Below are 19,552 nucleotides of genomic sequence, written 5' to 3' on the forward strand. Positions count from 1 at the left end.
TTACCGTTTCTCAAGCAACCGGCAGATTTCTTCTAACTGTTCCAATGACTTATAGGATATTCGAATCTGACCGCCCGTCGTCTTGTGATTGATCGTCACATCGAGACCCAGCGTATCGGACAGCGTTCGCTCAAGTGCCACGGTATCGGAATCCTTCTGATTGCGCTGGTGCGCGCCCAGCTTCGGTTCCGATTGGGCTTTTATGTCGTTCTGCGCCAACCGCTCTGCATCGCGGACCGACATCCCCTTCGAAACGATCGTGCGAGCAAGCGTTGAGGGATCTGAGGTAGGCACAAGAGCGCGCGCGTGCCCGGCGGACAGGCTTCCTGCCGCAAGGAGATCACGAACGGGTTCCGGCAGCTTCAAGAGCCGGAGAGAGTTCGCCACATGACTCCGGCTCTTGCCGATGATCTCACCGAGATCGTTCTGCGTATATCCGTACTCGGCGATCAGCTGCTCGTACCCGAGCGCCTCTTCGAGCGCATTAAGATCCGAGCGCTGGACATTCTCGACGATTGCTATTTCGAGTGCCGTCTTGTCGTCCACGTCGCGGACGATGACCGGAATCTCGGCCAGCCCCGCAAGCTGAGCCGCTCGCCAACGTCGTTCGCCGGCTATTATTTCGTACTGGCCGGGCGCAATCGTCCGGACGACGACCGGCTGCACGATGCCGTGCTGACGGATGGAACTCGCAAGATCATGCAACTCGCCATCATCAAATGACCGACGTGGATTGCGCGGATTCCGGCTGATAAACTCGATAGGGATCAGCCGGTCCGCACTCACGGGACGTGAATCGGAATCAACCGGGATCGGTTGATCCATCTCACCGATCAACGCGGCCAGGCCGCGTCCAAGTCTTCTTTTCGAGATATCATCATTCATCGTCTAACCCATATTTTCAAGACACTCAGGCCGCCACCCGTTGGCGTTCGCGTTGTATCACTTCAGATGCGAGCTGCAGATACGCCTGGCTGCCTGCACACTTCAGATCGTAGAGGATCGCAGGCTTACCGTAGGACGGCGCCTCAGACACCCTGACGTTGCGAGGTATCAGCGTATGATACACTTTCTCGCCCAGATGCGTTCGAACGTCGTTTACGACCTGTTGGGCCAGATTGTTTCTGGCATCGAACATTGTCAGAACAATGCCCTGAATATCCAGGCCCGGATTCACGCTGCGGCGAACCTGATCAACCGTCTCAAGGAGCTGACTAAGTCCCTCAAGGGCAAAGAACTCGCATTGTAGTGGCACAAGTACCGAATGTGCAGCAGCCATCGCATTCATCGTCAGAAGATTGAAGGATGGAGGGCAATCCACGAGGATGTAGGAAAACCGAAATGCATCTTCCTGAGCCAAGGCTTTCTTGAGCTTGAAGACCCGATCCCCTTGTTGTGCAATTTCCATCTCTATCCCCAACAAGTCCATCGTCGATGGGACGATAAAAAGGTTAGGGACGGCAGTCTCCTGAACGACATCCAATATGCCCTGATGCCCTACGAGCAGATCGTATGACGACAGCTTCCGATGCTTGCGCTCGATCCCAAGACCGGTGCTTGCATTTCCCTGAGGATCAAGGTCGACGATCAACACGCGTTCGCCAATTGCAGCCAGGGCAGTCGCGAGATTGATCGCAGTCGTTGTTTTACCAACGCCACCCTTTTGATTTGCGATGGTAATAATCCGATTTCGTGCACCAACCATTGTCGCAATACCGATCTGTTAAACCAAACGCTGCAGACCAGAGATCTCCAGCACGACCGAGTCCCTCTCGACAGCGCTCTTATGTTCTAACAGATCAAAATTCCATCGCCTACGCGCATTTGCAATTTCGAAACGATAATCCCGGCCTTTGTGAAAGTAGGCACGCAGGTCTCTGCTCCTCGAGGTCCAAGGCTCGATAAATTCAAAGAGCATTCCCAACTCGGCCAAGGCACGCGCCGATATGAAATCCGGTGCATCGATGGTGACGGGCGCCTCTTCTATTCTGATTGGATGAACAGACCCCCTGGCCCCCGTCTCCCTCAAGGCGGTCCGCAGAAAAGCGGCCTTCTTGTGATTGCTCTCCACCAGGTGGACCCAGCCCGCCGCCGATTCGGCAAGAAAGATCGCCGTGACGATGCCAGGAAACCCCCCGCCGCTTCCAAGATCAACCCAACTCTTGGCTGCTGGTTGAAGCTGGAATACCTGTGCGCTGTCAGCGATGTGCCGCCGCCAGGCATCGTCAATCGTAGAAGGTGCTGTCAGGTTGATGGTCTTCGCCCATTTTTGGAACAGCGAGAGAAAGTGTTCGAGGCGCTCCTGTGTTTCACGTGAAACACGCCGGCCGTTCAAATCCATGTTAGGACTCTCAAATCGTGTATTAGTGTAATCATCAGGCGGCGGCTTCACCCCGCCTCAGATGAACGAGGAGCAGGGAAATCGCCGCAGGTGTCATCCCATCGACCCTTGCGGCCTGAGCTACGTCATGGGGACGCACTGTGCTCAACTTATGCTTGAGTTCATTCGAAAGACCCGACAGATGGGAAAAATCGAAGTCGGATGGAATCACGCGATCTTCGTCGCGCTTGATGTGTGCCACGTCGGCCAGTTGACGCTTCATATAGACGGCGTAATTTGCCTCGATCTCCAATGCCTCTTTGACACGCCCACTGATGGTCGACAGGTCGGGCCAGATCCGTGTGAGGTCGCCGAGGGTGATGTCGGGGTAGGATAACAGATCATAGGCGGTCCGGCGCTGACCATCCTGGTTCAGCCTGAGTCCCGACCGTCCCGCCACATTAGGCGTGACCGTCAACGAAGACAGAAGCTCACGCCCGGCGTCGAGTTCATCGCTATAGACACCAAACTTGTTGGAACGCTCACTCGAGGCGAGTCCGATCGTCATCGCCAGCGGCGTCAGTCTCACATCCGCGTTGTCCGCGCGGAGCGAAAGCCGATACTCTGCACGCGACGTGAACATACGATATGGCTCCGCCACACCGCGCGACGTGAGATCATCGATCATAACACCGATGTAAGATTCTGTGCGGCTGAAGCGAACAGCTTCAGCTCCACTTGCAAGTCTTGCAGCATTTATACCGGCAACCAAACCTTGCGCCGCTGCTTCCTCGTAGCCGGTCGTTCCGTTGATCTGCCCCGCAAGAAACAGCCCTCGTAGCTTTTTCGCTTCCAACGAGGGTTTTAACTCGCGGGGATCGACATGATCGTACTCGATCGCATAGCCGGGATGCAGGATCTGAACGCGCTCCAGGCCAGGTATGGTGCGGATAAACGCTTCCTGTACGTCTGCAGGCAAGGACGTCGAAATGCCATTTGGGTACACGGTGTCGTCATCCAGACCTTCGGGCTCCAAAAAGACCTGATGCCCGTCTCGCTCGCCGAACTTCACCAACTTGTCTTCGATCGAAGGACAATAGCGCGGTCCCACACCCTCTATCTGTCCGGAGTACATTGCCGACAGCTTGAGGTTATCGACGATAATGCGGTGAGTCGCATCTGTCGTGCGGGTTACACCACATTCGATCTGCGGATTCGAAATTCTATCGGTCATGAAGGAAAAAGGAATCGGTTGCTCATCGGCCGCTTGTCGCTCGACGGCTAACCAATTGATCGTTTTGCCGTTCAGTCGGGCAGGGGTTCCCGTTTTTAGGCGCCCAAGCCGAAGACCAAGACCAAGCAGGGTCTGGGACAAGCCGACAGACGGTTCCTCGCCAGCGCGTCCTGCAGGAACCTTCTTGTCGCCAATGTGAATGAGGCCTCGAAGAAATGTTCCGGTGGTGAGAACGACTGAACCACAATGAAGAATCCGGCTATCTTTCATCACAACCGCAGCTACGCGCCCGTCAGCGATAGAGAGATCGAAGGCATCACCCTCTATAACGGTGAGGTTCGAGATCGATTCTATCTCCCCAGCCATCGCCAGGCGATAAAGCTTGCGGTCCGCCTGAGTCCTTGGTCCCCGGACAGCAGGACCCTTCTTGCGATTGAGCATGCGGAATTGAATACCGCCGGCGTCGGCTACGCGGCCCATCAATCCGTCGAGGGCATCGATCTCACGGACGAGATGTCCCTTTCCAAGACCGCCAATCGCTGGGTTGCAGGACATCACACCGATAGTGTCTTTCCTATGGGTGACCAAAGCTGTGTTCGCGCCCAAACGGGCCGCTGCCGCTGCGGCCTCGCAACCCGCGTGCCCGCCACCAATAACGATGACATCAAACCGAGAAGTATCCATTCCAAAGCTCCTGAGATGCTCGGTGATGAGTGAAGTGTGCAAACGAGTCAAGATGTTTCACGTGAAACGATCAATTTTTGATGGGGTCGGTATGTTTCACGTGAATCACTTCCCGATGCAGAATTCGCCGAATATAACATCCAGCAACGCCTCGACGTCGACGCGGCCTGTCACCCTGCCAAGCGCCTCGGCCGCCACTCGAAGATCCTCGGTCCTGATATCCAACCCGCGATCGAACCCCGTGAGTGCTGACTTGAGAGCCTTCAGACAGTCCGACAGCGAATCCTTGTGCCGCACCCTGCTGGGAATGGCCATCGATTGCGGATGGACGCTGTCCTTCAATCGGACTGCAATAAGCGCTCGAAGTTCGTCAAGGCCAGTGCCGTCTTTTGTGGATACCATAACGTCGTATGCCCTGCTACTCATCCGTGGCAGGTCCGACTTCGTACCAATCCATAGTGCATCCACTTGCACAGGCGCGGCTGTTGGATCGGTCGATGTGTCCTCAAGATAAAGAACCAGATCTGCCTCGCTGATCGCAGTCTTGGCGCGCCGTATCCCCTCCCGTTCAATAATCTCCTCTGTATCACGCAGGCCGGCAGTGTCGGAGAGCCTGACCAGGTACCCGTCAATGTTCAGATCAGTGCTCAGCACATCGCGCGTCGTCCCGGCAATTTCCGTTACGATTGCAACGTCACGCCGTACCAGCGCGTTCATCAGACTTGATTTGCCTGCGTTCGGTTCACCTGCGAGAACAACCTTGAACCCGTCACGAATAATCTCGCCCTGAGCACTCTGACCAAGATGTTGCTCAATCTCTTCAGCAAGGTGGCTCATATCTACCCAGATTTGATCCGAGACGGAACCGGGAACGTCTTCCTCGTCGGGAAAATCGAGTTCAGCTTCGATCAGCGCTCGACCGCGCGTGAGACGGCTGGCCCAGGTCGTATAGACTGCAGATAGCCCGCCGGAGCTATGCTCTACCGCAAGCCGTCGCTGCATCTCCGTCTCGGCCGAGATGAGATCGGCCAGCCCCTCTATCTCGACCAGGTCAAGCTTACCGTTCTCAAAGGCGCGGCGCGAGAACTCTCCCGCCATCGCCTGCCGTAGGTTCGGGAAAGTAATAAGTTCGGCATAGATAGCCTCAATGACGGCACGTCCACCATGAAGATGCAGTTCCAAGACGTCCTCGCCCGTAAACGAATGAGGAGCGGGAAAGAACAGAACAATCGCAGTATCAAGCACCAGACCGTTACGTGACCGAATCGTTCGCAAACAAGCACGCCTAGGATCAAGAGCGTCGCCAATCATCGTGACGACGACGTCCTTCACTGCCGTGCCGCTCAACCGAACGACAGCGACGCCAGCTGGTACTGCACCACTGGATAAAGCGTAGATGGTATGGCGAAGGTCAGTCACTGTCGCACACTAACCTGTTTGGTTCGTTCCCGAATCGATCGATGCATGCTTCAAGGTTCATCATGTCGGATCGCCGAAGCTCAATCAACGTGCTGCGCTATAAACGACAAAGCCGGCCACGACGTGTGGCCGGCTGTCGTATAAAGAATCCGGCTAAATTTAGGTGTTCATCGATTCAAAGAAGTCCGGATTGCTCTTCGTTTGCTTTAGCTTGTCGATGAGGAACTCGATCGCATCGGTCGTGCCCATCGGCGCCAGGATACGGCGCAGAACGAAGATCTTCTGCAGATCCTGGCGTGGAACCAGCAGATCCTCCTTGCGTGTACCGGACTTGAGGATGTCCATGGCCGGGAAGATGCGCTTGTCGGCAACCTTGCGGTCGAGAACGATTTCCGAGTTGCCGGTACCCTTGAACTCTTCGAAGATGACTTCGTCCATGCGGCTGCCGGTATCGATCAGCGCAGTCGCGATAATCGTCAACGAACCGCCTTCCTCGATGTTACGGGCGGCGCCGAAGAAACGCTTCGGGCGCTGCAATGCGTTTGCGTCGACACCACCGGTCAGGACCTTGCCGGAAGAGGGGACGACCGTGTTGTAGGCGCGACCGAGGCGCGTGATCGAGTCGAGAAGAATAACCACATCTCTCCCGTGCTCGACGAGACGCTTAGCCTTTTCGATTACTATTTCGGCAACCTGAACATGGCGAACCGCCGGTTCGTCGAAGGTCGAAGAGACCACCTCTCCGCGGACGGAACGCTGCATGTCCGTCACTTCCTCTGGGCGCTCGTCGATCAGGAGGACAATAAGATAGCATTCCGGATGGTTTGCGGTGATCGAGTGCGCGATGTTTTGCAACAACACCGTCTTGCCGGTGCGGGGCGGAGCGACAATCAGGCCACGTTGCCCCTTGCCGAGTGGCGCAACGAGGTCGATGACGCGAGGCGAGAGATCCTTCGTCGTCGGTACGTCCAGCTCCATCTTGAAACGCTCGTTCGGGTAGAGCGGTGTCAGATTATCGAAGTGAACCTTATGCCTGATCTTCTCGGGATCGTCGAAATTGATCGTATTGACCTTCAGTAGCGCGAAATAGCGTTCGCCTTCTTTCGGACCGCGAATTGGGCCTTCCACGGTATCACCCGTCTTCAGCGAGAAGCGGCGAATCTGGGAAGGGGAAATGTAGATATCGTCCGGACCTGGGAGATAGTTGGCGTTCGCGGAGCGAAGGAAGCCGAAACCATCCTGAAGAACTTCAACAACGCCTTCGCCGATAATTTCCACATCCTGGCTGGCAAGCACTTTCAAAATCGCAAACATCAGCTCCTGTTTGCGCATCGTGCTTGCATTTTCAACCTCGAGCGATTCGGCAAATGCCAGCAGATCCGTCGGGGATTTACTCTTAAGTTCCTGAAGCTTCATTTCAGCCATGAAGTGACCAATACTCTATATTTTGGAGGGAAAAGGCGATGTCGAGGCAGTAACCGGTCCTGCGAAGGAGTCCGCAGACGATCGAACTTTACATACATGCCACAAGGATGAGGTGCAGGGAAAATAGCGAGTAAGGCCCGTCCCTGCAAGAGGGCTGCTTAAAATGAGATGAATTTAACCTGACCGGCCTACTGCATCAAAACGGCTTCACGACGACGAGGATGACGATCGCGATCATGAGGATGGTCGGCGCCTCGTTCATGAACCTCCAATAGCGGGCCGAGCGACGATTTTCGTCGCGTTCGAAGGCTCTCGCCGCGCGGCTGAAGAAAACATGGACACCAGTCAGCAGCACGACAAGCCCGATCTTGGCGTGCAGCCAGCCGCCCTGAAAACGATAGGCGGACCAGGCGAGGTAGAGCCCAAAGACCCAGGTAATCATCATCGCCGGATTCATGATGACCTTGAGAAGCCGGCGCTCCATCACCTTGAACGTCTCCGATTGGATCGACCCCGGCTCGGCGTCCGTGTGGTAGATGAACAGCCGCGGCATGTAGAACAGCCCGGCCATCCAGGAAATGACCGCGATGATGTGAAGCGCCTTGACCCACAAATAGAGCGTGTCCGGGTTCCAGGCAAAAAGACCCACAGCCAACAGTCCGAAGCTGACGATCGCCAGAAATGCACGTCGTCGCGCGTAGGCGCCGGGCTTCTCGTCAATCTGCCGATCCATCGTCAGGATCTCCCGCCGCGAACGCGTTCGACCAGCAGCCTTACATTCTCTGGATCGGCCTGCGGCGTGATCCCATGCCCCAGGTTGAAGATCAGCGGTCCATTGCCGAGCCGCTGAAGAATGTCGTCGATACCATCCTCAAGGGCAACGCCACCCGCAACCACACGCATCGGATCGAGGTTTCCCTGAACCGGTCCCTCCTTCTGCAACTCGACGGCAAAGTCGAGCGGTACGGACCAATCGAGACCGATCGCATCCGCTTTTGTTTTTTCGCGGTAGTCCTTCAGGAGATATCCGGCACCCTTCGCAAAGGCGATGATGCGAGCATTCGGTCGTCGCTCCCGCAGAGACGCAATCATTCGAGCGACTGGCTTCACTGCAAAGGCCGCAAACTCGCGCTCGCCGAGCACGCCCGCCCAGGAATCGAAAATCTGTACCGCATCCGCGCCAGCATCGATCTGCGCCACCAGATAGTCAGCCGATATGTCCGCGAGCAACATCAGCAGAGTCTCGAACGCCTTCGGGTATTTATAGGCGAAAAGGCGCGCGGGGGCCTGATCCGGGGTGCCATGCCCCGCGATCATGTAGGTCGCAACGGTCCAGGGAGCGCCACAGAAGCCCAGCAGAGTTGTTACCGGTGGCAGTTCACGCCGCAGACGCTGAACCGTCTCCAGCACCGGCCCAAGGTGTTCTATGACCCTATCGGTATTAAGTTTGCTTATCCCATCTTCGTCAATCGGGTCCATTTCTGGCCCATGGCCCTCGGTGAAACGCACATTTCGCCTTAACGCATCCGGGATGACGAGAATATCCGAGAACAAGATAGCAGCGTCAAAGCCATAGCGTCGGATAGGCTGGAGCGTGACCTCAACGGCATAGTCTGGCGTGTAGCAGAGATCGAGAAAGCTACCGGCCTTGGCTCTCGTCTGTCGATACTCGGGAAGATATCGCCCGGCCTGTCGCATCAACCAGATGGGGGGAGGGGTAACCGTCTCACCTTCCAAGACCCTCATTATCTTCCGACGCGTATCGATCAAGCGCTTCTTCCCTTAAAAATATAAAAGATATCTAGAAGGTTTCTATTTCTTAGAGTCGGTGACTATCAAGGATTAAAATCCATCCACGCCCGATGCCATTTGTCACGTCCAGGGCGAACGCACTGGATCAAAAATGATTGCGTCATTCGAAAATCGGGGATGAACAAAAAAGAACAAATGATTTCAAAACCATGCCGATGCGCTTACGGCTACTCCATCTGTGGAAAACCTGTGGGTCTTTTGCGGTGATCACGCAGCTGTCCACAGAAGCAACAGGTCCTCGCCAGCGCGATCCCAAAAACTCGAAATGTGGAAAACCAGGCACGTTTTCCCTTGCCTTACCCACCACCGGTCTCGTAGCTCTCGGTCATCCAGTGTTTTCAACAGGCAGCGGAAAATAGCGTGGAGAACAGGACGAACTTCTTCCATCTACATCTGATTTCTGACTCAACCGGCGAGACTCTGATCTCGGCCGGTCGCGCAGCCTCTGCACAATTCAAGTCTGCGCAATCCATCGAGCATGTTTATCCGCTCATCCGAAATCGAAAGCAGTTGCTGAGCGTGTTGCAGGCGATCGACAGCGAACCGGGCATCGTACTCTACACAATTGTCGATCACGAACTCGCAACGCTCATCAATGAGCGCTGTGCCGAGATGGGCGTGGCGTCGGTCAATGTGCTGGAGCCGGTCATCAATGCATTCCAGATCTATCTCGGCGCACCATCACGTCGGCGGGTTGGTGCCCAGCATGTGATGAATGCCGGTTATTTCGCGCGAATCGAGGCGTTGAATTTTACAATGGACCACGACGACGGTCAGATGCCAGACGACTACAATGATGCCGATGTCGTCATCATCGGCATCAGCCGCACATCCAAGACTCCGACGAGCATCTATCTGGCCAATCGCGGTATCAAGACAGCAAACATTCCGGTCGTCTATGGCGTTCCGCTTCCCGATAGTCTGTTCGCGTCGACAAAACCGCTCATCGTGTGCCTTATCGCCACGACGGACCGGATTTCGCAGGTGCGTGAAAACCGGGTACTTGGTGCGACACCCGGGTTTGATCGTGGAGACTATACCGATCGAGCTGCAATATCGGAGGAACTCAAGTATGCCCGGTCTCTTTGTGCTCGCCACAATTGGCCGTTGATCGACGTCACCCGGCGCTCCATCGAAGAGACGGCGGCCGCTATCGTTGCTCTCCGCCCGAAGCTGCGCTAAGCGCTGCAGAACCAATTGCCCCGAGGCCAACATGATCGCCAAGCTCATTCTCGCATCCTCCAGCCCGTTCCGTCGCATGCTGATGCAAAATGCCGGCCTCTCCTTCGAAGCGCACGCTGCCAAGCTTGATGAGCGGCTAATCGAAGCGCCGCTGGAGCGGGAGGGCACAGCGCCCGATGCCATCGCACTTGTTCTTGCCAAGGCAAAAGCCAGAGAGGTGAGCGATCGCTTCCGCGACGCATTGGTCATCGGTTCGGATCAAACCATGTCGCTGGAGGGGCGGACTTTCCATAAACCCAGGAACATCGACGATGCTGCAAATCATCTGACGCTGCTTTCGGGAAAGGCGCATCGGTTGAACAGTGCAGTCGCACTCGCTTACAACGGCGACATGATCTGGGAATATGTGTCCCACGCCGAGCTGACGATGCGTCCGCTCAGTGCCGACTTTATTGAACGCCATCTCAAGCGCGTCGGAGAACGAGCCCTGAGCAGTGTCGGCGCCTACCAGCTCGAGGGCGAGGGGATACAATTGTTTTCGAAAATCGATGGAGACTATTTCACGATATTGGGGCTGCCTATGCTTGCGCTTTTGGATAAATTGAGAGAACTCGGTGCGATCGATGGATGATTCACGTGAAACATTTGCGCCGAAAGCCTTTGTGACGGGGTTTCCTGCCAGGCACTCTCGGTCCCCTCTCATCCATGGCTACTGGCTGAAGACGCTGGCTTTATCCGGAATCTACCAAGCCCACGAGGTGGCGCCGGATGATTTTCCGTCATTCATTCGCGCATTGAAGAGTGGTGCATCCGGATTTGTTGGTGGAAACGTCACGATTCCTCATAAAGAGATGGCATTCAAACTCGCAGATCAACCGGATGAATTGTCTGTAGAACTGGGTGCCTCCAACACGCTTTGGATCGAGGACGGCAAACTCAAGGCAACAAATACCGACGGGCGAGGCTTCACGGCAAATCTCGACGAACGCCACCCAGGCTGGGATAAAGCGCGTTCTGCCGTTATCCTTGGCGCGGGCGGCGCAAGCCGCGCGGTTGTCCAGGCGGTACGGGATCGCGGGTTCAAGGAGATCCATCTGGTCAATCGCACGATTGATCGCGCAAGGGAGCTGGCTGATCGCTTCGGGGAAAGAGTACGCGCTCACCCCATGGGCGATCTTGCCGACGTCATGAAAGATGCCGGTCTCTTCATTAATACCACGTCGCTCGGCATGGATGGTGAAGAGGCACCCCGGATCGACTTTTCCCCATTGCTGCCCGACGCCGTTGTGACCGATATCGTCTACGTCCCGTTGAAAACGCCGATTCTAGCGCAGGCGCAAGAGCAGGGCTTTGCGACGGTCGACGGCCTTGGCATGCTTCTTCACCAGGCGGTCCCAGGCTTCGAAAAATGGTTCGGGCGACGACCGGTCGTTACAGAGGATCTTCGTTCATTGATCGTTGCCGATATGGAACACCATTGATGCTGCGGATCGGACTCACCGGCTCGATTGGAATGGGCAAGTCGACGATGGCAAAGCTGTTTGCCGAAGCGGGCCTTCCGGTTAACGATGCCGATGCAGTGGTCCACGATCTCTACTCGGGCGAGGCGGCACCATTGGTCGATGCCGTCTTTCCGGGGACCATGAGAGAAGGCGCGGTGGATCGGCAAGAGTTGGCCCGCCAACTCGCCCTGAGACCCGACGGCTTCAAGCAGCTTGAGTCAATCGTCCACCCGCTTGTCCGACAGCGTGAGGTCGAGTTCATCGAGCGCGAACGTGCCAAGGGTACAGCGATGGTCATCCTCGATATCCCGCTGCTTTTCGAAAGCGGCGCGGAAAAAAGAGTGGACGCGATCGTCGTGGCAAGCTGTGATCCACAGATTCAGCGGCAGCGGGTGCTTGCGCGACCGAACATGACGGAAGACAAATTCAACATGATTCTCTCGCGCCAGACCCCCGATGCCGAAAAACGCGCGCGAGCAGATTATGTGATTGATACCGGACATAGTATCGATACGGCGAGGCAACGGGTCGCGCATATTGTCTCGGACTTGAAGCGGCGACTTGCCGGCGGAGAATTTCTGAATGCGTGAAATCATCTTCGATACGGAAACCACGGGCCTGGACAACCGCATCGATCGCATCATCGAGATCGGGGGTATTGAGCTTTTCAATCATTTCCCGACCGGCAGGACGCTGCATATCTATATCAGCCCCGGAGACCAGAAGGTTCATCCGGACGCACTGGCGGTGCATGGCATAACCGATGAATTTCTAAAGGACAAACGTCCGTTCGCTGAGGTCGCGCAGGAGATTCTCGACTTCTTCGGCGACGGTAAATGGATCGCCCATAACGCTACCTTCGATATGGGTTTCATCAATTCGGAGCTTGCCCGCATCGGCCTGCCGTCGATTCTGCCCGAGCGCGTGACCGATACGCTCTCGTTGGCGCGTCGCAAGAACCCGATGGGGCCGAACTCGCTCGATGCGCTCTGCCGCCGCTATGGGATCGACAATTCTCACCGCACGAAACACGGCGCGCTTCTCGACTCTGAACTGCTGGCCGAAGTCTACATTGAAATGATCGGTGGCCGTCAGACTGCTCTAGGTCTCGGCACATCTCAAGGCAATGGCGCCTCTCAGCGGAATGACGACGCTGAAGACATCGTCCTCGTGGCGCTTGAGCGACCGCGGCCACTTGCATCGCGTCTCAACGAGTTGGAGGAGCAGGCGCACGATGCCCTGATTTCCAAACTCGGCCAAAAAGGGATTTGGGCGAAATACGATCGCCCCAACTGAAATGCCCGGGACGAACCCGGGCATTTCATGGCATTCAGCAGGGAAAATGATCAGTTCGTCTGAACTTTCGCCCGGGCCTGCTCTTCGGCGACGCGCTGGGCGAACATCTGCGAGAAGTCGATCGGGTCGATCATCAGCGGCGGGAAGCCGCCATTGCGCGTGACGTCGGCGATGATCTGGCGCGCGAACGGGAAGAGCATGCGCGGGCACTCGATGAAGAGAACCGGGAGCATGTGCTCCTGCGGGAAGCCGGCGATCCGGAAGACGCCACCATAGACCAGTTCGGCTTGGAACACCGTCTTGTCGCCATCCTTGGCTTCGGCAGTGAGGGAAAGAACGACGTCGAAATCCGTGTCGGACAGCGGATTGGCGTTGACGTTGACATTGATATTGATGGCCGGAGCCTTGTCGCGGGCTTGGAGCGAACGTGGAGCACCCGGATTTTCGAAGGAGAGATCCTTGGTGTATTGAGCAAGGATGGTAAGGCTCGGGCTCGTCGCACCGTTATTGCTGTCTTCGCTGGCCATTGGCTTTTCCTCGAGGAATTTGGATGGTGCCGCATCTACCATTTCGCAGATGTCGTTACAACCCTGAGCCCGTTGACCTTCGCGGGCCAGGGACCCTCGTCGGTCGCCTCACTTGCCCAGGTGTTTTCCAGACCAGGGAGACTGGCCGCCGGTGTCGCGCTGGTAGTCGTCCTCATCGAGATCGACGACCTTGGAGCCGTTGTCGCGGTAAGCCGGATGCGGCGACGATGCCTTGGCGTTTGCGCCGGCCCCAACCACCACGAAGCGGCGGCTGACGTATCGCCACGCAAGATCGCGCACTGCGGGAATGAAGATCAGAAGGGCGATGGCGTCGGTTATGAAGCCGGGAATGATCAGCAACAACGAGGCAATCACCAGCATGGCTGGACGAAGGAGTTCGCGACCCGGCATTTCACCGGTTTGGCCTTCCGCTGACATCCGACGCAGGATGCCGATGCCCTGCCGGCGGAGCAGTACCATGCCGACAACGAAGCTCAGCATCACAAGGGCCAGCGTCGCCCAGAGACCTATCGCCTTCCCGACGAGCACAAACCCCGCGATCTCGGCGAGCGGCATCAGCAACAGGAAACCAGGCAGCATGGTAAGGCGCATTGTATCTTTCCGGCGTGCACCGGACCCCGTTAACATGAACCGCTTTCGCGGACCCATTTGAATCATCTGTCTATGCAGACTATATGGGTATACAAATCAGGGAAGTTAAAGGCGGTTGCGGCGGGATATGGGTTCAAACGACTTCATCACATTGTTTTTTCTCGTGGCGGCGGTGCTGATTTTTCTTCAGCTACGCAGCGTGCTTGGTCGTCGGACTGGAAATGAGAAGCCGCCGCGCGATCTCTACACGCCGCGTGATGCCGCCGGTCCGGACACGCCGGATGCCGGCAAGGTGGTTACGCTGCCGCGCCGCGACGTTGCGGTTGAGGAGGAAGATCGCTTTGCGGCAATCGATGCCTTTGCTCCGGCCGGCACGCCCTTGAACAATTCGCTTCGCGAGATGAACAAGGCGGATGCCTCGTTCAATCCCAAGGAGTTCGTCAACGGCGCGCGCATGGCCTATGAGATGATCGTAATGGCGTTTGCCGATGGTGATCGCAAGTCGCTCAAGAATCTGCTGTCTCGCGAAGTCTACGATGGCTTCGATGCCGCAATCGCGGATCGCGAGGCTAAGGGCGAGAAGGTCAAGTCCACCTTCGTCGGAATCGAGAAGGCAGAGATCAAGAATGTCGAGGTTAAAGGCAGCGAGGCGCAGATCACGGTGCGCATCCTCAGCCAGTTGATCTCGGCGACATACGACAAGGAAGACAAATTGATTGACGGTGACGCGGAAAATGTGTCGGAGGTCAACGATCTCTGGACGTTTGCCCGCGATACGCGCTCGCGCGATCCGAACTGGAAACTCGTGGCTACCGAATCGGAACATGAGTGAAGATACACAGGGCTTTGCCCTTCAAGCGATAAGCTTCGATCAGTTGGAAGGCTGGAAGGATGAAGATCCTTCCGGCCTTTTTGAAACGATGGAGGCCTGCCGCCGCCACATCGAGGACGCAAAACCCTACAGGACCGGATCACTGGGGCTGACTGCCGACGACCTTCTGGAACTGCTGGCAGCAGCGCGGGATTTCAGTCCACCGTCTGCCTCGGGCGCACGCGCATTTTTCGAGATGCACTGTCGGCCATTCCGCATTCGTCGCAAGGACGGTCATCCGGGCTTCGTCACCGCGTTCTATGAGCCCGAGATCATCGTCGCTGGGGCACCCGATAACGACTATAGGTTTCCTTTCTACCGCCGTCCCGAAGATCTGATCGACCTTGATGACGGCAATCGACCTCAGTCGCTTGATTCGAGCTATGCGTTCGGCCTGCTGAGAGACGGCAGGATCGGCGCGCATCCCGACCGCCGCGATATCGATCGGGGCGCCCTGGATGGCCGAGGATTGGAGATCGCCTGGGCAAAATCCAAGGTCGACGTCTTCTTTGTTCACGTACAGGGTGCCGCCCGCTTGCGCTACCGCGATGGCCGATTGGGACGCATCACCTACGCGGCAAAGGCCGGACATCCGTTTTCGGCAATCGGCAAGCTGCTGATCGATCGCGGCGAAATTGATCGCGCCGATGTATCGATGCAGTCCATTCGCCGTTGGCTGGCCGCACATCCGGATCGCGTGGATGAAGTGCTGTGGCACAACAGGTCCTATATCTTCTTCCGCGAGGTACCTTTCGGCGATGCTCACGCCGGACCGATTGCCGCGGCAAAGGTGCCGCTGATTGCAGGCCGCTCGCTTGCAGTCGATCGCATGATCCATACGTTCGGCTTTCCCTTCTTCATCCGCGCCGAAAATCTCGTTCATCTCGATCACGGAAGGCCCTTCCAACGTCTGATGCTCGCGCTGGATACGGGCTCGGCGATTGTCGGTCCCGCCCGCGGCGATATATTCACTGGGTCGGGCGACGAAGCAGGCGAACGGGCGGGCACGGTGCGCCATGATGCCGATTTCGTCATTCTAGTCCCGAACAACGCCGCGGCGAGGTTCGCTTGATGGCGAAGGACCGCAAGCTCAGCACCGACGAGAGAATTCTTTGGGGCAAGGTGGCACGCAGCACGCGGCCCATGCCAGGCAAACAGGATGTGCTGAGCGAACTCGATGCGTTTCTGATCGAAGCCGAAGCAGTTGCCGCAGGTGCCGAAAAACAAAAAAGCGCCATCAAGCTGGGCGATGGCGTCGGCTCAGAACTTGCCGCCCCCACCGCTCCCAAGTCGCCCTCTGGCGTTCATCATCCCTTCGAGCGTCCGGTCAAACGGAAGATCGCCAAGGGTCGGCTCGCACTTGAGGCACGCATCGACCTACACGGCCTCGTCCAGAGCGAAGCGCATATCATGCTGTTGGAATTTCTGCTCCGTGCGCATGAGCGCGGTATGCGGCATGTTCTCGTTATAACGGGCAAGGGCAGTTCTCTGGGGAGCGAAGGAGCGCTGAAACGTGCTGTCCCGCTCTGGTTCTCGAAGGCGGAATTTCGCTATCTCATCTCATCCTACGAGACGGCCGCGCAACATCATGGCGGCGAGGGTGCGTTGTATATCAGGCTCTCTCGCCGCCCCGGCGACAAATCATGACACCGTTCGGCGAAGCCATCCGCCGGCTAAGGCAGCGAAAGGGTGTGTCGCAAAGAGAGATGGCGGCCGCTCTCCACGTCTCTCCCGCCTATCTTTCGGCTCTCGAGCATGGTAAGCGGGGGCTTCCGACGTTCGATTTGCTTCAACGCATCGCCGGTTACTTCAACATCATCTGGGACGAGGCTGAGGAACTGTTCCTTCTCGCCCGCTTTTCCGACCCACGCGTCGTTATCGACACATCGGGTTTGGCCGCTGAATACACCACCTTTGCCAATCGTCTGGCGGGATGCATTCGGGATCTCGACGAGACCTCATTGGCAAAACTCTCGGAGGTTCTGGAGAACGCCGAGAAAGCGGACGGAAATCGGTCATAATCCCCTGTTTTATGCTCTCTCAGGGGGAGTTGGCATTGGGAACTTGGACTAAAAAACCTATATTCTGAGGTGAATATGGCCGGTGATTCGCGAGGCTCGCCACGGCTCTGACAACAGGGAAATTCTCGACAATATGACCGATACACCCGCGACGGAAAACGGCGTTAGTACCGAATATGGCGCAGACTCCATCAAGGTTCTGAAGGGCCTCGATGCCGTGCGCAAGCGTCCGGGCATGTATATCGGCGATACGGACGACGGCTCAGGCCTTCATCACATGGTCTACGAAGTGGTCGACAACGCCATTGACGAAGCCCTGGCCGGTCATGCCGACATCGTCACAGTGACATTGAACCCCGATGGTTCGGTAACGGTGACCGACAACGGCCGTGGTATTCCGACGGATATCCATACCGGCGAGGGTGTTTCGGCTGCCGAAGTCATCATGACCCAGCTTCATGCCGGCGGTAAGTTCGACCAGAACTCCTACAAGGTATCTGGCGGTCTGCACGGCGTCGGCGTTTCGGTCGTTAATGCGCTGTCGGTGTGGTTGAAGCTCAAGATCCGGCGTCAGGGCAAGGTCCATGAGATGAGCTTTACCCACGGCGTCGCCGATGCGCCGCTGAAGGTTATCGGCGATTCCGGGGGGGAGACCGGCACGGAAGTCAGCTTCATGCCAAGCTCCGGCACCTTCACGATGATTGAGTTCGACTATGGAACGCTGGAACACCGCTTGCGCGAGCTCGCCTTCCTGAACTCCGGTGTTCGCATCGTGCTGACCGACAAGAGGCATTCCGACATACGACAGGAAGAGCTGCTCTATGACGGCGGCTTGGAAGCGTTCGTTTCCTATCTCGATCGCGCCAAGAAGCCGCTTGTCGACAAGCCAGTCGCGATCCGCGGCGAGAAGGACGGCATCACGGTCGAAGTGGCGATGTGGTGGAACGACAGCTATCACGAAAACGTGCTGTGCTTCACCAACAACATCCCCCAGCGCGACGGCGGCACGCATATGGCCGGTTTCCGCGCGGCCCTCACCCGCCAGATTACCTCCTATGCGGATACTTCGGGGATTACAAAGCGGGAAAAGGTCTCGCTGACGGGCGACGATTGCCGCGAAGGCCTGACGGCCGTGCTGTCCGTCAAGGTGCCGGATCCAAAATTCTCCTCGCAGACGAAGGACAAGCTGGTTTCTTCCGAAGTTCGCCCGGTCGTCGAGAATCTCGTCAGCGAAGCGCTAAGCACCTGGCTGGAAGAACATCCGGCCGAAGCGAAGGTTCTGGTCGGCAAGGTTGTCGAAGCTGCCGCTGCCCGTGAGGCCGCCCGCAAGGCGCGAGAACTGACGCGCCGCAAGGGCGCCCTCGACATCGCTTCGCTTCCGGGCAAGCTTGCCGACTGCTCGGAGCGTGACCCGTCCAAATCCGAAGTCTTCCTCGTCGAGGGTGATTCGGCGGGCGGTTCTGCCAAGCAGGGACGTTCGCGCGAAAATCAGGCGATCCTGCCGCTGCGCGGCAAGATCCTCAACGTCGAGCGCGCTCGCTTCGACAAGATGTTGTCAAGCCAGGAGATCGGCACGCTGATCACCGCGCTTGGTACCGGCATCGGCAAAGACGAGTTCAACGCGGATAAGCTGCGCTACCACAAGATTATCATCATGACGGACGCCGATGTCGACGGAGCGCACATTCGAACCCTGCTGCTCACCTTCTTCTTCCGGCAGATGCCGGAACTGATCGAGCGAGGCCACCTCTACATCGCCCAACCGCCGCTTTATAAGGTGTCGCGTGGCAAATCGATCCAGTACCTGAAAGACGAGAAGGCGCTTGAGGAATATCTTATCAGCCAGGGTCTCGATGACGCCGCGCTGACGCTCGGAACGGGCGAAGTGCGCGTCGGCCAGGATCTGCGGGAGGTGATTGTCGATGCGCTGCGGCTTCGTGCTCTCCTCGAAAATCTGCATTCCCGCTACAATCGCTCGGCTGTCGAGCAGGCAGCAATTGCCGGTGCTCTGAATGCCGAGGCCATCAGTGATCGTGCGCGCGCTGAACAACTGGTCGGCGAAGTCGCGAAGCGTTTGGATATCATCGCAGAGGAAACGGAACGCGGTTGGGAAGGCAGCCTGACAAGCGAGGGCGGTCTTCGCCTCGAGCGCATGGTGCGGGGCGTTAAGGAAGTTGTCGTGCTGGACATGGCTCTGATCGGGTCCCAGGACGCTCGACTTATCGATCAGCTGTCATCGCGTCTGAAGGAGATCTACCAGACGCCGCCCTCGTTGACACGGCGCGAGGGCGCACTGGAAATCTCTGGTGCGAGGGCGCTTCTCGATGCGATCTTTGCAAGTGGCCGCAAGGGCTTGACGATGCAGCGCTACAAGGGCCTCGGCGAAATGAATGCCGAGCAGCTCTGGGAAACGACACTCGATCCTAACGTCCGGTCGCTGCTGCAGGTAAAGGTTCCAGATGCCACGGATGCCGATGGCTTGTTCGCGCGCCTTATGGGTGACGAAGTGGAACCTCGACGCGAATTCATTCAGGATAATGCTCTGAACGTCGCGAACCTCGACATCTGAGACACCAAGCATTCCCAGATCCCCGCAAGCCTAAGACTTTGCGGGGATTTTTACATTTCGTGACTAGAGCAAATTCGA

The 19,552-nt window shown here is 57.0% G+C and carries 20 protein-coding genes; 10 read left to right on the forward strand and 10 right to left on the reverse strand.

Features of this window, described 5'->3' with window-relative positions:
• The 8 genes from AC1D2R_RS12140 to hemE form a co-directional block, all read right to left on the reverse strand.
• A complete protein-coding gene (locus AC1D2R_RS12140; RefSeq protein WP_477967513.1) occupies positions 1 to 885 on the reverse strand; it encodes a ParB/RepB/Spo0J family partition protein in 885 nt (294 codons plus the stop codon).
• 25 nt (positions 886 to 910) lie between these two features.
• Entirely contained in the window at positions 911 to 1,705 is a 795-nt protein-coding gene (locus AC1D2R_RS12145) for a ParA family protein (RefSeq protein WP_477967514.1), read from the reverse strand.
• Between the two features lie 18 nt (positions 1,706 to 1,723).
• Positions 1,724 to 2,341, reverse strand: a complete 618-nt coding sequence (gene rsmG / locus AC1D2R_RS12150; RefSeq protein WP_477967515.1) for a 16S rRNA (guanine(527)-N(7))-methyltransferase RsmG — start codon at positions 2,339 to 2,341, stop codon at positions 1,724 to 1,726.
• Positions 2,342 to 2,375: 34 nt separating this feature from the next.
• A complete protein-coding gene (gene mnmG, locus AC1D2R_RS12155; protein ID WP_477967516.1) occupies positions 2,376 to 4,238 on the reverse strand; it encodes a tRNA uridine-5-carboxymethylaminomethyl(34) synthesis enzyme MnmG in 1,863 nt (620 codons plus the stop codon).
• 105 nt (positions 4,239 to 4,343) lie between these two features.
• Positions 4,344 to 5,657, reverse strand: coding sequence for a tRNA uridine-5-carboxymethylaminomethyl(34) synthesis GTPase MnmE (gene mnmE / locus AC1D2R_RS12160; RefSeq protein WP_477967517.1), 1,314 nt, complete (start codon positions 5,655 to 5,657; stop codon positions 4,344 to 4,346).
• A gap of 159 nt (positions 5,658 to 5,816) precedes the next feature.
• Complete coding sequence (gene rho, locus AC1D2R_RS12165) at positions 5,817 to 7,082, reverse strand: transcription termination factor Rho (protein ID WP_113000628.1); 1,266 nt, start codon at positions 7,080 to 7,082, stop codon at positions 5,817 to 5,819.
• A 196-nt stretch (positions 7,083 to 7,278) separates the two neighbouring features.
• Positions 7,279 to 7,815, reverse strand: coding sequence for a protoporphyrinogen oxidase HemJ (hemJ, locus tag AC1D2R_RS12170; RefSeq protein WP_477967518.1), 537 nt, complete (start codon positions 7,813 to 7,815; stop codon positions 7,279 to 7,281).
• Between the two features lie 2 nt (positions 7,816 to 7,817).
• Positions 7,818 to 8,852, reverse strand: coding sequence for a uroporphyrinogen decarboxylase (gene hemE, locus AC1D2R_RS12175; RefSeq protein WP_477967519.1), 1,035 nt, complete (start codon positions 8,850 to 8,852; stop codon positions 7,818 to 7,820).
• Positions 8,853 to 9,254: 402 nt separating this feature from the next.
• On the opposite strand from hemE, the gene AC1D2R_RS12180 reads away from it, so the two are divergent.
• The 5 genes from AC1D2R_RS12180 to dnaQ are packed head-to-tail and all read left to right on the forward strand — an operon-like array spanning position 9,255 to position 12,874.
• Positions 9,255 to 10,076, forward strand: coding sequence for a pyruvate, water dikinase regulatory protein (locus AC1D2R_RS12180; RefSeq protein ID WP_477967520.1), 822 nt, complete (start codon positions 9,255 to 9,257; stop codon positions 10,074 to 10,076).
• 31 nt (positions 10,077 to 10,107) lie between these two features.
• Positions 10,108 to 10,707 (forward strand): Maf-like protein, encoded by a 600-nt coding sequence (locus AC1D2R_RS12185; protein ID WP_477967521.1) that lies wholly within the window; start codon positions 10,108 to 10,110, stop codon positions 10,705 to 10,707.
• Positions 10,700 to 11,557 carry a shikimate dehydrogenase gene (locus AC1D2R_RS12190; protein WP_477967522.1) on the forward strand — a complete coding sequence of 286 codons (858 nt, stop codon included), beginning with the start codon at positions 10,700 to 10,702 and terminating at the stop codon, positions 11,555 to 11,557. The genes AC1D2R_RS12185 and AC1D2R_RS12190 overlap by 8 nt, the downstream gene beginning before the upstream one ends.
• Positions 11,557 to 12,168, forward strand: coding sequence for a dephospho-CoA kinase (coaE, locus tag AC1D2R_RS12195; protein WP_477967523.1), 612 nt, complete (start codon positions 11,557 to 11,559; stop codon positions 12,166 to 12,168). Before AC1D2R_RS12190 ends, coaE begins: the two co-directional genes overlap by 1 nt.
• Positions 12,161 to 12,874 carry a DNA polymerase III subunit epsilon gene (dnaQ, locus tag AC1D2R_RS12200; protein ID WP_477967524.1) on the forward strand — a complete coding sequence of 238 codons (714 nt, stop codon included), beginning with the start codon at positions 12,161 to 12,163 and terminating at the stop codon, positions 12,872 to 12,874. Before coaE ends, dnaQ begins: the two co-directional genes overlap by 8 nt.
• Before the next feature lie 50 nt (positions 12,875 to 12,924).
• Here dnaQ and secB read toward each other — a convergent pair whose 3' ends face one another.
• Together secB and AC1D2R_RS12210 are read right to left on the reverse strand one after the other, a co-directional pair.
• Positions 12,925 to 13,401, reverse strand: coding sequence for a protein-export chaperone SecB (gene secB / locus AC1D2R_RS12205; RefSeq protein ID WP_477967525.1), 477 nt, complete (start codon positions 13,399 to 13,401; stop codon positions 12,925 to 12,927).
• A 108-nt stretch (positions 13,402 to 13,509) separates the two neighbouring features.
• Complete coding sequence (locus tag AC1D2R_RS12210; RefSeq protein ID WP_477967526.1) at positions 13,510 to 14,013, reverse strand: FxsA family protein; 504 nt, start codon at positions 14,011 to 14,013, stop codon at positions 13,510 to 13,512.
• 127 nt (positions 14,014 to 14,140) lie between these two features.
• Here AC1D2R_RS12210 and AC1D2R_RS12215 point away from each other — a divergent pair, with 127 nt between their 5' ends.
• The 5 genes from AC1D2R_RS12215 (at position 14,141) to gyrB (ending at position 19,474) form a co-directional block, all read left to right on the forward strand.
• Positions 14,141 to 14,845 carry a Tim44/TimA family putative adaptor protein gene (locus AC1D2R_RS12215; RefSeq protein ID WP_477967527.1) on the forward strand — a complete coding sequence of 235 codons (705 nt, stop codon included), beginning with the start codon at positions 14,141 to 14,143 and terminating at the stop codon, positions 14,843 to 14,845.
• Positions 14,838 to 15,956, forward strand: coding sequence for a murein transglycosylase A (gene mltA / locus AC1D2R_RS12220; protein WP_477967528.1), 1,119 nt, complete (start codon positions 14,838 to 14,840; stop codon positions 15,954 to 15,956). Before AC1D2R_RS12215 ends, mltA begins: the two co-directional genes overlap by 8 nt.
• Positions 15,956 to 16,531: a Smr/MutS family protein gene (locus tag AC1D2R_RS12225; RefSeq protein WP_477967529.1), complete on the forward strand. Its 576-nt coding sequence runs from the start codon at positions 15,956 to 15,958 to the stop codon at positions 16,529 to 16,531. Before mltA ends, AC1D2R_RS12225 begins: the two co-directional genes overlap by 1 nt.
• Entirely contained in the window at positions 16,528 to 16,905 is a 378-nt protein-coding gene (locus tag AC1D2R_RS12230) for a helix-turn-helix domain-containing protein (RefSeq protein ID WP_477967530.1), read from the forward strand. The genes AC1D2R_RS12225 and AC1D2R_RS12230 overlap by 4 nt, the downstream gene beginning before the upstream one ends.
• Before the next feature lie 133 nt (positions 16,906 to 17,038).
• Complete coding sequence (gene gyrB, locus AC1D2R_RS12235) at positions 17,039 to 19,474, forward strand: DNA topoisomerase (ATP-hydrolyzing) subunit B (RefSeq protein ID WP_477967531.1); 2,436 nt, start codon at positions 17,039 to 17,041, stop codon at positions 19,472 to 19,474.
• The last annotated feature ends 78 nt before the right edge of the window (positions 19,475 to 19,552 follow it).

The organism is Rhizobium sp. P1_C7, from assembly GCF_056406295.1.

What these genes read in the sequence shown, in the direction of transcription:
- AC1D2R_RS12140 (WP_477967513.1), bottom strand. Translation starts at nt 885, where the DNA reads ATGAATGATGATATCTCGAAAAGAAGACTTGGACGCGGCCTGGCCGCG.
- AC1D2R_RS12145 (WP_477967514.1), bottom strand. Translation starts at nt 1,705, where the DNA reads ATGGTTGGTGCACGAAATCGGATTATTACCATCGCAAATCAAAAGGGT.
- rsmG (WP_477967515.1), bottom strand. Translation starts at nt 2,341, where the DNA reads ATGGATTTGAACGGCCGGCGTGTTTCACGTGAAACACAGGAGCGCCTC.
- mnmG (WP_477967516.1), bottom strand. Translation starts at nt 4,238, where the DNA reads ATGGATACTTCTCGGTTTGATGTCATCGTTATTGGTGGCGGGCACGCG.
- rho (WP_113000628.1), bottom strand. Translation starts at nt 7,082, where the DNA reads ATGGCTGAAATGAAGCTTCAGGAACTTAAGAGTAAATCCCCGACGGAT.
- hemJ (WP_477967518.1), bottom strand. Translation starts at nt 7,815, where the DNA reads ATGGATCGGCAGATTGACGAGAAGCCCGGCGCCTACGCGCGACGACGT.
- AC1D2R_RS12185 (WP_477967521.1), top strand. Translation starts at nt 10,108, where the DNA reads ATGATCGCCAAGCTCATTCTCGCATCCTCCAGCCCGTTCCGTCGCATG.
- AC1D2R_RS12190 (WP_477967522.1), top strand. Translation starts at nt 10,700, where the DNA reads ATGGATGATTCACGTGAAACATTTGCGCCGAAAGCCTTTGTGACGGGG.
- coaE (WP_477967523.1), top strand. Translation starts at nt 11,557, where the DNA reads ATGCTGCGGATCGGACTCACCGGCTCGATTGGAATGGGCAAGTCGACG.
- dnaQ (WP_477967524.1), top strand. Translation starts at nt 12,161, where the DNA reads ATGCGTGAAATCATCTTCGATACGGAAACCACGGGCCTGGACAACCGC.
- secB (WP_477967525.1), bottom strand. Translation starts at nt 13,401, where the DNA reads ATGGCCAGCGAAGACAGCAATAACGGTGCGACGAGCCCGAGCCTTACC.
- AC1D2R_RS12210 (WP_477967526.1), bottom strand. Translation starts at nt 14,013, where the DNA reads ATGCGCCTTACCATGCTGCCTGGTTTCCTGTTGCTGATGCCGCTCGCC.
- AC1D2R_RS12215 (WP_477967527.1), top strand. Translation starts at nt 14,141, where the DNA reads ATGGGTTCAAACGACTTCATCACATTGTTTTTTCTCGTGGCGGCGGTG.
- mltA (WP_477967528.1), top strand. Translation starts at nt 14,838, where the DNA reads ATGAGTGAAGATACACAGGGCTTTGCCCTTCAAGCGATAAGCTTCGAT.
- AC1D2R_RS12225 (WP_477967529.1), top strand. Translation starts at nt 15,956, where the DNA reads ATGGCGAAGGACCGCAAGCTCAGCACCGACGAGAGAATTCTTTGGGGC.
- AC1D2R_RS12230 (WP_477967530.1), top strand. Translation starts at nt 16,528, where the DNA reads ATGACACCGTTCGGCGAAGCCATCCGCCGGCTAAGGCAGCGAAAGGGT.
- gyrB (WP_477967531.1), top strand. Translation starts at nt 17,039, where the DNA reads ATGACCGATACACCCGCGACGGAAAACGGCGTTAGTACCGAATATGGC.